Origin of the sequence: Pseudomonas sp. HN2 (genome assembly GCF_020736465.1) — a bacterium.
GTDB lineage: Bacteria > Pseudomonadota > Gammaproteobacteria > Pseudomonadales > Pseudomonadaceae > Aquipseudomonas > Aquipseudomonas moraviensis_A.
Genome location: NZ_CP085885.1, coordinates 5,179,105 through 5,189,841 on the forward strand (window position 1 = coordinate 5,179,105; position 10,737 = coordinate 5,189,841).

Annotated in this window: 14 protein-coding genes; 5 read left to right on the forward strand and 9 right to left on the reverse strand. The window is 59.3% G+C overall.

All coding sequences use genetic code 11. The features are described from left to right. Positions 1 to 60 precede the first annotated feature (60 nt). Positions 61 to 333 (forward strand): 30S ribosomal protein S20, encoded by a 273-nt coding sequence (rpsT, locus tag LIS66_RS22940; protein WP_003228351.1) that lies wholly within the window; start codon positions 61 to 63, stop codon positions 331 to 333. Positions 334 to 514: 181 nt separating this feature from the next. On the opposite strand, the gene LIS66_RS22945 is transcribed toward rpsT, so the two are convergent. The 5 genes from LIS66_RS22945 to rplU form a co-directional block, all read right to left on the reverse strand. Beyond that, positions 515 to 982, reverse strand: coding sequence for a CreA family protein (locus LIS66_RS22945; RefSeq protein ID WP_227973097.1), 468 nt, complete (start codon positions 980 to 982; stop codon positions 515 to 517). A 10-nt stretch (positions 983 to 992) separates the two neighbouring features. Next, positions 993 to 2,111, reverse strand: coding sequence for a glutamate 5-kinase (gene proB / locus LIS66_RS22950; protein WP_042610505.1), 1,119 nt, complete (start codon positions 2,109 to 2,111; stop codon positions 993 to 995). 137 nt (positions 2,112 to 2,248) lie between these two features. After that, entirely contained in the window at positions 2,249 to 3,472 is a 1,224-nt protein-coding gene (cgtA, locus tag LIS66_RS22955) for an Obg family GTPase CgtA (protein WP_227973098.1), read from the reverse strand. A 193-nt stretch (positions 3,473 to 3,665) separates the two neighbouring features. After that, complete coding sequence (gene rpmA, locus LIS66_RS22960) at positions 3,666 to 3,923, reverse strand: 50S ribosomal protein L27 (RefSeq protein WP_016773121.1); 258 nt, start codon at positions 3,921 to 3,923, stop codon at positions 3,666 to 3,668. 35 nt (positions 3,924 to 3,958) lie between these two features. Then, positions 3,959 to 4,270, reverse strand: coding sequence for a 50S ribosomal protein L21 (rplU, locus tag LIS66_RS22965; RefSeq protein ID WP_007924746.1), 312 nt, complete (start codon positions 4,268 to 4,270; stop codon positions 3,959 to 3,961). A gap of 379 nt (positions 4,271 to 4,649) precedes the next feature. On the opposite strand from rplU, the gene LIS66_RS22970 reads away from it, so the two are divergent. The 3 genes from LIS66_RS22970 to LIS66_RS22980 all read left to right on the forward strand — a co-directional run bounded on the left by LIS66_RS22970 (position 4,650) and on the right by LIS66_RS22980 (position 6,604). Then, on the forward strand, positions 4,650 to 5,618 hold the full coding sequence (locus LIS66_RS22970) for a polyprenyl synthetase family protein (RefSeq protein WP_016773120.1): 969 nt from the start codon (positions 4,650 to 4,652) through the stop codon (positions 5,616 to 5,618). 182 nt (positions 5,619 to 5,800) lie between these two features. Beyond that, positions 5,801 to 6,142, forward strand: a complete 342-nt coding sequence (locus LIS66_RS22975; protein WP_016773119.1) for a zinc ribbon domain-containing protein YjdM — start codon at positions 5,801 to 5,803, stop codon at positions 6,140 to 6,142. A 204-nt stretch (positions 6,143 to 6,346) separates the two neighbouring features. After that, positions 6,347 to 6,604 carry a hypothetical protein gene (locus LIS66_RS22980; protein WP_016773118.1) on the forward strand — a complete coding sequence of 86 codons (258 nt, stop codon included), beginning with the start codon at positions 6,347 to 6,349 and terminating at the stop codon, positions 6,602 to 6,604. 130 nt (positions 6,605 to 6,734) lie between these two features. Here the strand turns inward: LIS66_RS22980 and LIS66_RS22985 are convergent, their stop codons facing one another. The 3 genes from LIS66_RS22985 to LIS66_RS22995 all read right to left on the reverse strand — a co-directional run bounded on the left by LIS66_RS22985 (position 6,735) and on the right by LIS66_RS22995 (position 8,399). Then, entirely contained in the window at positions 6,735 to 7,352 is a 618-nt protein-coding gene (locus tag LIS66_RS22985) for an FKBP-type peptidyl-prolyl cis-trans isomerase (protein ID WP_016773117.1), read from the reverse strand. A gap of 120 nt (positions 7,353 to 7,472) precedes the next feature. Continuing rightward, on the reverse strand, positions 7,473 to 7,778 hold the full coding sequence (locus LIS66_RS22990; RefSeq protein WP_042610506.1) for a DUF6482 family protein: 306 nt from the start codon (positions 7,776 to 7,778) through the stop codon (positions 7,473 to 7,475). A gap of 132 nt (positions 7,779 to 7,910) precedes the next feature. Further along, positions 7,911 to 8,399, reverse strand: a complete 489-nt coding sequence (locus LIS66_RS22995) for a TIGR00645 family protein (RefSeq protein ID WP_016773116.1) — start codon at positions 8,397 to 8,399, stop codon at positions 7,911 to 7,913. Positions 8,400 to 8,559: 160 nt separating this feature from the next. On the opposite strand from LIS66_RS22995, the gene LIS66_RS23000 reads away from it, so the two are divergent. Then, positions 8,560 to 10,389, forward strand: a complete 1,830-nt coding sequence (locus tag LIS66_RS23000) for a hypothetical protein (protein ID WP_227973099.1) — start codon at positions 8,560 to 8,562, stop codon at positions 10,387 to 10,389. Here LIS66_RS23000 and LIS66_RS23005 read toward each other — a convergent pair. After that, the gene (locus tag LIS66_RS23005) at positions 10,386 to 10,706 is read right to left on the reverse strand and encodes a hypothetical protein (protein ID WP_016773114.1); all 321 of its coding nucleotides are present in this window, start codon (positions 10,704 to 10,706) and stop codon (positions 10,386 to 10,388) included. The two genes, LIS66_RS23000 and LIS66_RS23005, sit on opposite strands and share 4 nt — an antisense overlap. Between the last annotated feature and the right edge of the window lie 31 nt (positions 10,707 to 10,737).

The window sequence follows — 10,737 nt, forward strand, 5'->3', positions numbered from 1 at the left end:
GCATGATTCGCGGCCTATTTTGTTTGCTATTTCCTAAAAAGTCTTTCGAGGAGCTCGACGGTGGCCAACTCACCTTCCGCCAAAAAACGTGCAAAACAGGCTGAGAAGCGTCGCAGCCACAACGCCAGCCTGCGTTCCATGGTTCGTACCTACATCAAGAATGTAGTTAAGGCCATCGACGCAAAAGACGCTGAAAAAGCTCAAGCTGCATACGTTCTGGCTGTGCCAGTTATCGACCGTATGGCCGATAAAGGCATCATCCACAAGAACAAGGCTGCTCGTCATAAGAGCCGTCTGAATGGCCACGTCAAAGCGCTGAAAGAAGCCGCTTAATCGACGTAGTCATTAAAAAACCGACCTCAGGGTCGGTTTTTTATTGCCTGGGATTCAACAAGCTACAGGCAAAAAAAGTAGGAGTGAGCCTGCTCGCGATGGCGGCGCATCAGTCGATGCAATTGTTGACTGATACACAGCTATCGCGAGCAGGCTCACTCCTACAATTGGTTTTGCTGTGTTATGGCTGCACAGGCACCCACGGCAGAATCGGGATGGCAGTGACCGCATTCTGCGGACTGCCTTCGATCAGGCGATCGCTGTAGACCAGATACACCAGGGTGTTGCGCTTCTTGTCGAGGAAACGCACGACCTGCATGGTCTTGAACACCAGCGAGGTGCGCTCCTTGAATACCTCGTCGCCATCCTTCAGCTCGCCCTTGAACCTGATCGGCCCGACCTGACGACAAGCGATCGATGCCTCGGCGCGATCCTCTGCCAGACCGAGACCACCCTTTACCCCGCCGGTCTTGGCGCGTGACAGGTAGCAGGTCACGCCCTCGACTTTCGGATCGTCGAACGCCTCGACCACGATCCGATCATTCGGCCCGACAAATTTGAACACCGTCGACACCTGACCGATCTCCTCGGCCGAGGCCAGCAGTGGCATGGCCATCAGCAGACCCAACAATCCTTTCGCTACACGCATCGAATTTTCCCTAGACCAGAATCAGGTTGTCACGGTGAACCAGTTCCGGCTCCGCCATGTAACCGAGCAAACCGACAATCGCATCCGACGACTGACCGATGATTTTTTGCGCCTCCAGGGCGCTGTAATTGGCCAGCCCCCGCGCGATCTCACGACCGTCCGGCGCCACGCAGACCACCATCTCACCACGCCGGAAACTGCCCTGAACCAGTTTCACCCCTACCGGCAGCAGACTTTTGTTGCCCTTGGACAACGCCGACACTGCCCCCTCATCCAGCACCAGAGTGCCACGGGTTTGCAGATGCCCGGCCAGCCACTGCTTGCGCGCAGCGAGCATGCCGCGCTCAGGCGACAGCAGCGTACCGATGCGCTCGCCCGCCTTCAGGCGATCGAGCACGCGCTCAAGCCGCCCACCGACGATGATGGTGTGCGCCCCGGAACGCGCCGCCAGGCGCGCCGCGCGCAACTTGGTCTGCATGCCGCCGCGCCCTAGGGCACCGCCGGTACCGCCGGCGACCGCATCGAGCGTCGGATCATCGGCGCGCGCTTCATAAATCAACTGCGCATCAGGATTGTTGCGCGGATCGGCGTCGAACATGCCGTCGCGATCGGTGAGGATCACCAGCAGATCGGCCTCGACCAGATTGGCCACCAGCGCCGCCAGCGTGTCGTTGTCGCCGAAACGGATTTCGTCGGTCACCACGGTATCGTTTTCGTTGATCACCGGAATGACTTTCAACTCGACCAACGCACGCAAGGTGCTGCGGGCGTTGAGGTAGCGCTTGCGGTCAGACAGGTCGTCGTGGGTCAGGAGAATCTGCGCGGTGTGCCGGCCATGCTCGGCGAAGCTCGATTCCCACGCCTGCACCAGGCCCATCTGACCGATCGCAGCGGCCGCCTGCAACTCGTGCATGGCACTGGGTCGCGAGGTCCAGCCCAAGCGGCTCATGCCGGCCGCCACCGCCCCGGAGGACACCAGCACCAGCTCGACGCCCGCTTCATGCAGCGCCACCATCTGCTCGACCCAGACACTCATTGCCGCGCGATCCAGCCCTTTGCCATCAGCTGTCAGCAAAGCGCTGCCGATCTTCACGACCCAACGCTGCGCACCTGTCACCTTGCTCCGCATCATCTTCAACCTTAGCTTGAGGGCAGCGCGACCTGGCACTGCCCGTGACGTTAATCGTGGCGATTGCTGACCAACGATCGATTTCCGGATACTAAAACGCCGCTCGATTGAGCGGCGTTCAAGTTTATCGCAACGGATCAGTCACGCACGTAAATGATTTCCGGGCCGTCTTCGTCATCCACATCTTCTTCGTCCCAGTCATCGTCGCCGATGTCATGGACCGACTTCACGCCACTGCGGCGCAGGGCACGCTTGTCGTCCAGCGCCTGCAACTGCGCACGGGCTTCGTCTTCGATGCGCTGATCGAGATCGGCCAGCTCTTCCTTGTACGCAGGATCTGCGGCCAGGCGATCGGCACGGTCTTCCATATAACGCATGATGTCGTGGCACAGACGCTCGGTACCGATCTTGGCGATGGCCGAGATCACGTACACCGGACCGGTCCATTCCAGACGATCGACGATTTCCTTGACGCGGGCATCGTGCTCTTCTTCAAGGATCTGGTCGCACTTGTTCAGCACCAGCCAGCGATCACGCTCGGCCAGCGAAGGGCTGAACTTGATCAGCTCGTTGACGATCACTTCAGCCGCGTCCGGAGCACTGGAATCATCCAGTGGCGCCATGTCGACGAGGTGCAGCAGCAGACGCGTACGCGCAAGGTGCTTGAGGAAGCGAATGCCCAGGCCGGCACCGTCGGAAGCGCCTTCGATCAGACCCGGAATGTCGGCAATGACGAAACTCTTCCAGCGATCGACGCTGACCACACCGAGGTTCGGCACCAGCGTGGTGAACGGGTAGTCCGCGACTTTAGGCTTGGCCGCCGAGACCGAACGGATAAAGGTACTTTTACCGGCATTCGGCAAACCCAGCAGACCGACGTCGGCCAGCACTTTCATTTCCAGTTTCAGGTCGCGCTGCTCGCCCGGCTTGCCCGGCGTGGTCTGACGCGGCGCACGGTTGGTACTGGATTTGAAACGGGTGTTGCCCAGACCGTGCCAGCCGCCCTGCACTACCATCAGTTTCTGGCCGGCCTTGGTCAGGTCGCCGATCACTTCCTGAGTGACGGAGTCGATCACGGTGGTGCCGACCGGCACGCGCAGGATCAGATCTTCACCCTTCTTGCCGGTGCAGTCGGTGCTGCCGCCGTTGGAGCCACGCTCGGCATCGAAGTGGCGGGTGTAACGGTAGTCGACCAGGGTGTTGAGGTTTTCGTCGGCCATCATGTAGATGGAACCGCCGTCACCGCCATCACCACCGTTCGGGCCACCGTTCTCGATGAATTTTTCCCGACGGAAACTCATGGCACCGTTGCCACCGTCACCAGCCTTTACGCGAATCGATACTTCATCAACAAACTTCATAACCAACGCCTCTCGCCGTACGGACGAGCCGAAAAACAATCAAGACATAAGACTCTTGCAAAAATGAGCGCAGCGACCCCAAGACACGACCTGCATCGCACGCCGACAGCCCATACAAACAGCTTTGCAAGAGACTCACCCCACAAACGAAAAAGCCCCGTCGCAAGACAGGGCTTCTCCAGCGATCTCGCGATTAAGCCGCGATTACGCTCACGTAACGACGACCGAAGGCGCCCTTTACTTCGAACTTGATCACGCCTTCGATTTTAGCGAAGAGAGTGTGATCCTTACCCATGCCAACGCCGTAGCCAGCGTGGAATTGGGTGCCGCGCTGACGCACGATGATGTTGCCGGCCTTGATGACCTGGCCGCCATACATCTTCACGCCAAGGCGTTTGGCTTCTGAGTCGCGACCGTTACGGGTACTACCACCAGCTTTTTTGTGTGCCATGAGTTCAATTCTCCTAGTGAGGAATTAGGCTGTAATTAAGCCTGAATACCGGTGATTTTGATCTCGGTGAACCACTGGCGGTGGCCCATACGCTTCATGTGGTGCTTACGGCGACGGAACTTGATGATGCGGACTTTATCGTGACGACCTTGGGAGATCACTTCAGCCTTGACGGTTGCGCCAGCAACAACTGGTGCGCCGATGTTCACGTCGTCGCCATTGGCGACCAGCAGAACGCGATCAAAAGTCACGGATTCGCCAGTAGCGATTTCCAGTTTTTCGATCTTCAGGTATTCACCTTCAGCGACCTTGTATTGCTTACCGCCGGTAACGATTACTGCGTACATGGTATTTCTCCGATAATCCTGCTCACCCAGCTCTTTATAAGAAGAGGTATTGGCTGGCATGGCTGCATGGGGCTGGAACGGCCCAAGTGCAATTGCGTAAGGCAGGTGCTGCCCAGGAAGTTCAGGGTGCGCGATTGTACGCAAGCAATCTGCGTCGCGCAAGTGGCCGACAGGCACTGTGAAAGCGTCGCGAGCGAAGGCAAGACAAGGAAAAAACAGGCGAGGAAGCGGAGTTTACGGGTTGTAAATGAGCATTCCGAGCCTGTTTTTGACGCAGGATTGCCGAGCGCAGCAGCTTTCACAGTGCCTGATCGTGCCTTGACAGGTCTGGGTGGGGGTCCTAGCATGCCGCGCAACCCTTCTGGAGCGACTCTCGCTGATGCAACCCCAAGCTTTCTACCGCGCGGTGGCGGACGATTTTAGCGCCGTCGACGGCATCATCAAGAAGCAGCTGACGTCTCGAGTGCCGCTGGTATCGAAAATCGGCGATTACATCACTTCGGCCGGCGGCAAACGCCTGCGTCCTTTATTAGTGTTGCTGTGTGGCAAGGCCCTGGGTCGCGAAGGCGACGACATGCGCCTGCTGGCCGCCACCATCGAATTCCTGCACACCGCGACCTTGCTGCATGACGACGTCGTCGACATGTCCGGCATGCGCCGTGGCCGCTCGACCGCCAACGCCATGTGGGGCAACGCTCCAAGCGTGCTGGTCGGCGATTTCCTGTATTCGCGCTCGTTCGAAATGATGGTCGAACTGGGCTCGATGCCGGTCATGAAGATTCTGTCGCAAGCCACGCGCATCATCGCTGAAGGCGAAGTGTTGCAGCTGTCCAAGGTGCGTGACGCCAGCACCAGCGAAGAAACCTACATGGAAGTCATCCGCGGCAAGACCGCGATGCTCTTCGAAGCATCGACCCACAGCGCCGCCGCCCTGGCCGGCGCCACCGCCGAGCAGAGCGAAGCCCTGCGCACCTTCGGCGATCACCTGGGTGTGGCATTCCAGCTGGTTGATGACCTGCTTGACTACAAAGGCGACGCGGAAACCCTGGGCAAGAACGTCGGTGACGATCTGGCCGAAGGCAAGCCGACCCTGCCGCTGATCTACACCATGCGCGAAGGCACGGCCGAACAGGCAGCACTCGTGCGTCAGGCGATCCAGAAAGGCGGAATCGAAGACCTCGAAAGCATCCGCATCGCCGTCGAAGCGTCGGGATCGCTGGAATACACCGCGCAACTGGCCCGCGATTACGTGGCCCGTGCAATCAAGTGCCTGGAAGCGCTGCCGGCCAGCGAATATCGCGATGCACTGGTTGAACTGAGCGAGTTCGCGGTCGCCCGCACGCACTGATTCATCCCCTGTGGGAGCGAGCCTGCTCGCGAAAGCGTTCTGCCAGCTGACAGTTATGTTGTCTGGCAGGACGCCTTCGCGAGCAGGGTCGCTCCCACAGTTGTTTCTGCGCTATGCCCTTCGCAGCCTAAAACCCTATACAATGTGCGCCCTTTAGCCCTCCTGATACCCAAGGAACCTTAGTGAGCACGTTGCCACCCTGCCCGAAATGCAATTCCGAATACACCTACGAAGACGGCACCCAATTGGTCTGCCCCGAGTGCGCCCACGAGTGGTCTGCCAGCGGCGAAGCCGAAGTGGCGGCCGATGATGCCGTGAAGAAAGATTCGGTCGGCAACGTCCTGCAGGACGGCGACACCATCACCGTGATAAAGGATCTCAAGGTCAAGGGCACCTCGCTGGTGGTCAAGGTCGGCACCAAGGTCAAGAACATCCGCCTGTGCGATGGCGATCACGACATCGACTGCAAGATCGACGGCATCGGCCCGATGAAGCTCAAATCCGAGTTCGTCAGAAAAGTCTGAGCCTTGTGTCATCCATCCCGCGCCAGCCGTGGGATGGAGCGTTGCCCTCCCCGCTTCAGCTCAATGAATCCGCGCATGGCCATCAGCCAGCCATTTTGACCTGACACAACCTTTACCTGGAAAAATCCACGATCCGCCAATAGGCACTTGCTATTTGATGAATAAGAATTATTCTCATTGAAACCTTTCAAGGAGATGAGACCCATGACTTATTTGATCGACGCCTGGCTGGATCGCCCACACCCGTACCTCAGAATCCTCCATCGGGAAACCGGCGAAGTCTGTGCGGTGCTTGAAGAAGAAGCCTTGCATGAACTGCAGGATCAAGGTGATCTGGACGTCAGCAGCCTCAATTCCAGCGAGCCGCTGGTGCTCAAGGAGCTGGTGCGCAATCTGTTCCTGTTCTGCTATGCCCGGGCATTGCGCCCGACCAATGAGCTGCACAACAAGATCGAAATATGAACCGCGGTCAAAACTGTAGGAGTGAGCCTGCTCGCGATAGCGGTGTGTCAGCCAGCCAATCAACAACTGACACACCGCGTTCGCGAGCAGGCTCACTCCTACATTGGTCTGCCATCAAGCAGGCTGGGGATTACAGAACGTCCAGCAGCTCGACGTCGAACACCAGAACGCTGTGCGGCGGGATGCTGCCCACGCCTTGTGCGCCGTAAGCCAGTTCGCTCGGCACGTACAGGCGCCATTTGCTGCCGGCGTTCATCAGTTGCAGGGCTTCGGTCCAGCCAGCGATCACGCCGCCAACCGGGAACTCGGCAGGCTGGCCGCGCTCGTAGGAGCTGTCGAACACAGTGCCGTCGATCAGCGTGCCGTGGTAGTGCGTGCGCACCTGATCTTCACGGGTCGGCTTGGCGCCGTCGCCCTGGGTCAGCACTTCGAATTGCAGGCCGGAAGCCAGGGTGGTGATGCCGTCACGCTTGGCGTTTTCCGCGAGGAAAGCCAGGCCTTCGCCAGCCGCGGCCTCAGCCTTGGCAGCCGCTTCGGCTTGCATGATTTCGCGGATCACCTTGAAGCTGGCGGACATTTCTTCCTGGCCAACACGGCTTGGCTTGCCGGCGAAAGCGTCGGTCAGACCGGCCAGGATCGCGTCCAGGCTGACACCCGGTGGCGGGTTGTCGCGCAGCTGGTCGCCAAGTTGACGGCCGATACCGTAGCTGACGCGGGTTTCGTCGGTGGACAGATTTACTTCGGACATGACACTGCTCCGCTGTGCGGACGGCCACAGGACTTGCCGTGCGTGCACAGCGCGTCCCGGCGCGCCCGGAACCAAAAGGGCGAGCAGACTAGCACAGATACCCCGGGCCTGGGGCCGGCCCTACAGCGCCGAGCGCCAGGCCAGCGGCACTTTCAGGCTTTCATTGATGCCACCGCCCAAACCGCACATTTCGTCGTGCACCGAGGTGTGCACCAGATTGAACGGCAGCACCGGAAACGCATGCAGCATGTCCCGCGCGTGCTCGACGGAACGAAGAGTCAAGGTTTTGCCCAGCGGATCATGCAGCGGATGAGCCGCCCCGTGCATGCGCGCTTCCAGCAGATAGATCCCGCCTTCCATGGAAATCAGATTCAACTCATCGACCTTGCCGGCGATGGCATACGCGTTCAACTCTTGCAGGTTCATGGAAGCACCTCAAACGGTGGAGAATCGCACCATTACAGAGTTAGGCCGCTGCGCTTGAAAGCACAAGCCACAAACGAAACCGCCCGTCTGTTTCGCAACAGACGGGCGGTTCTTTGTAACTCGAAGGGTTGATCAGTGCTTGGTGACCTTGTCGAGGTAACCCATGGCGAACGCGGACACCACAAATGTCATGTGAATGATCACGTACCACATCAGGTGCTCGGGATCGACATTCTTGGCGTCCATGAAGATACGCAGCAAGTGGATCGAGGAAATCGCCACGATCGACGCTGCGACTTTCATCTTCAGCGACGACGAGTCCATGGTGCCCAGCCAGCTGAGCTTCTCTTTGCCTTCGTCGATATCCAGTTGCGAGACGAAGTTCTCATAACCGGAAATCATCACCATCACCAGCAGACCACCCACCAGCGCCATGTCGATCAGCGACAGCAGCACCAGAATCAGGTCCGATTCGGCCATCGCGAAGACGTTGGGCAGGATATGGATGATTTCCTGGAAGAACTTCAATGCCAGCGCCAGCAAACCGAGGGACAGGCCGATGTAGATCGGCGCCAGCAGCCAGCGGGTGGCGTACATTGCATTTTCAATAAAGCGTTCCATTGAATCTCACACAAGGGGCTGGAAATGGCGGCGAGTATAACAGCCCGCTGTGACAGCCAGAAACCGCCGGAAAATCCGCCACCTGCGTGTGTGTGACAAAGTTTTTCTGCTAGTGTCCAAGGCATTGACAGCCCAATGACAGTGGACAGGACGCGTGGAAATGGATGTGCGATCAGCCTTGACGACTGCCGGAATCTGCCTTGCCTTGCTCATCGGTGGTTGCTCGCCCGGCGATGAAAAGCACGTCGCCAACCTTGATGAAAAGACCGCCACCTTCGAACAGTCGCTGGACGCGATCAGCGATCCGAAGCTCAAGGACGCCATCACCGAACTCGGCGGTTCGCTGCTGTTGCTGGAACGGGCCCGACTCAAGCTCGACGACATCACGCCGCACACTGAATACGGCGCCGACGCCCTCGCCGTGCTCAAGCACTACCCTACCCCGCAGGCGCTGGTCGATACGTTCATCAATGGCCTGTTCGTGCTGCACAAGGACGCCAGCTCGGATTACCTCACCGACCTGCAACCGGTGTTTCCTTTCAACCTGAACATTCCCGGCGGTTTTCTGTTCCCGCACGGCATCGAGTGGCACTCGGTGACGCTGAGCAACAAACGCGTGATCGCCTGGCAGCCGGAGTGGTCGGAAACCGATCCGGGCATTCAGCTCAGCCCGTCCAGCTCCAACGTGACCAACCCCGATGATCTGACGGTGACCTACCCGTTCATCGATGGCCTCAACGTCGACAAGAAAAGCCTGCCACAACCGGTCAGCCTGCAAGGCCAGGTCGAAGTGATCGCGCCCCGGCGGCTGTACAGCTTCGACCTGACGCAGAAAGACGTCGGCCAGACCCGCAGCAATGACAACCTCAGCGTCAAACTGCTCAAGCTGGAGAAGAACTACGCCGAGGTCGAAGTCAGCAACAGCCTGCCATTGGCCGCAGAGGTCGCTGAGGCCCGCATCAATCCGCTCATCGTTCAGGCCCGCGACGCCAGCGGCCAATACCTGGTGCGCGCCGGTTCGATCAACGAGAGCCCGGAGCAGGTCGAGTTTTATCAGCACCAACTCACCCAGCTACAGAAGCAGAAGAGCTGGAGCGACGCCCTGGAAAAACAGCTCAGCGACGATCAGCAAGCCTTCGAGAAAGAGCATCCGCGCCGTTACAACAAGGTGTATTTCCACGGCCCGATCGACACACTGGAAGTCAGCGTGCTCGACTTCTCCTCGGCGACAGTGACGCGCAAACCGCTGGACCTGCCGGTTCGCACCTTCGATCCGCACACCACGGCCAAAGCCGTGCAGCCGCTTGACCTGCCGGTGGTGGTTTACGACGATCTCGCCGCGAACTGGCTCAAAGGCGCGGACCTGACCGAAGAACAACTGAAGGCCGGCGTGCGCATTCATCAATCCGTGGAAGAGCCGAGCGCGGCGCGTATCGAGTTTTCCCACCGCCGCACTTTCAACGACGAACTGCTTGGCGACGAACTCAACCCCGGCGTCAGCCCGGTAACCTTCTTCACGGAAAAGCGCGGCGGCAAACTCGACGAGCCGATCGAGCTGCCACCCGAGGCGTACCAGGTCGATCCGCTGCAAGCGACGATTACTTATGATCTGAATCTGTTTCCGGAAACCCCGGCGATCGCCGTGGGCTCGATGCCGCTGTTTCTGGCCACGGTGGCGAAGCAATCCTACGACGCGCAGTCATTGCCCAAAGGCCTGGCGATCAAGGACAACACGCTGGTGGTCGACCTGAAAGCCTTCCCGCCCAACGAGTGGCGTTTCTTCGTCAAGGACGACAGCGGCCATTATCTCAAGCAGATTCTCTCGGTCAGCCACGACGCCAGCACCGAAGGCCCGGCGCTACTCGGCGTGCACTACTTTTACGGTCGCCCGACTCGCGTGGAAACCTATCAGCGCACCGACCTCGTCACCGTGCAATACGGCTTCGAGGTCAAGCTCGACAAGGCGCCGGTGGACCAGACGGCGCCTTAACCGTTGAGGCTGCGCCCACGGCCGCCGTTGATCTGCCGCAACTGAGCTTGCAGATGCAGGCTCCAGATCTGCGGGTCATCGGCCAGTTCGTAGCCATGCAAGGTCAGGCTTTCAACGATGGTGTCGAGAATAGACTCGGCCGCCACCGGGCCGTGGAACGGGCCTTGGGCTTTGATCGCGGAAGGTTGTTCGCCGGCCATGCCGGCCGCGAAGAGCAGCGTCCACATGCCGTTGTCGCCGGCCAGCGGCTTGACGGCGCATTCGATCCGGGTCACCAGACCCAGGCATTGACGGGTGAGACAGAGGTTGCGCGACATGGCGGCGACCCTCGGTAAAGCCGGTATTCAG

Excerpts from the sequence above, each read along its gene's own strand:
- LIS66_RS23005 (WP_016773114.1), bottom strand. The coding sequence starts at position 10,706 with ATGTCGCGCAACCTCTGTCTCACCCGTCAATGCCTGGGTCTGGTGACC.
- rpmA (WP_016773121.1), bottom strand. The coding sequence starts at position 3,923 with ATGGCACACAAAAAAGCTGGTGGTAGTACCCGTAACGGTCGCGACTCA.
- LIS66_RS22945 (WP_227973097.1), bottom strand. The coding sequence starts at position 982 with ATGCGTGTAGCGAAAGGATTGTTGGGTCTGCTGATGGCCATGCCACTG.
- LIS66_RS22980 (WP_016773118.1), top strand. The coding sequence starts at position 6,347 with ATGACTTATTTGATCGACGCCTGGCTGGATCGCCCACACCCGTACCTC.
- rplU (WP_007924746.1), bottom strand. The coding sequence starts at position 4,270 with ATGTACGCAGTAATCGTTACCGGCGGTAAGCAATACAAGGTCGCTGAA.
- LIS66_RS22990 (WP_042610506.1), bottom strand. The coding sequence starts at position 7,778 with ATGAACCTGCAAGAGTTGAACGCGTATGCCATCGCCGGCAAGGTCGAT.
- LIS66_RS23000 (WP_227973099.1), top strand. The coding sequence starts at position 8,560 with ATGGATGTGCGATCAGCCTTGACGACTGCCGGAATCTGCCTTGCCTTG.
- LIS66_RS22995 (WP_016773116.1), bottom strand. The coding sequence starts at position 8,399 with ATGGAACGCTTTATTGAAAATGCAATGTACGCCACCCGCTGGCTGCTG.
- LIS66_RS22970 (WP_016773120.1), top strand. The coding sequence starts at position 4,650 with ATGCAACCCCAAGCTTTCTACCGCGCGGTGGCGGACGATTTTAGCGCC.
- cgtA (WP_227973098.1), bottom strand. The coding sequence starts at position 3,472 with ATGAAGTTTGTTGATGAAGTATCGATTCGCGTAAAGGCTGGTGACGGT.
- LIS66_RS22985 (WP_016773117.1), bottom strand. The coding sequence starts at position 7,352 with ATGTCCGAAGTAAATCTGTCCACCGACGAAACCCGCGTCAGCTACGGT.
- proB (WP_042610505.1), bottom strand. The coding sequence starts at position 2,111 with ATGCGGAGCAAGGTGACAGGTGCGCAGCGTTGGGTCGTGAAGATCGGC.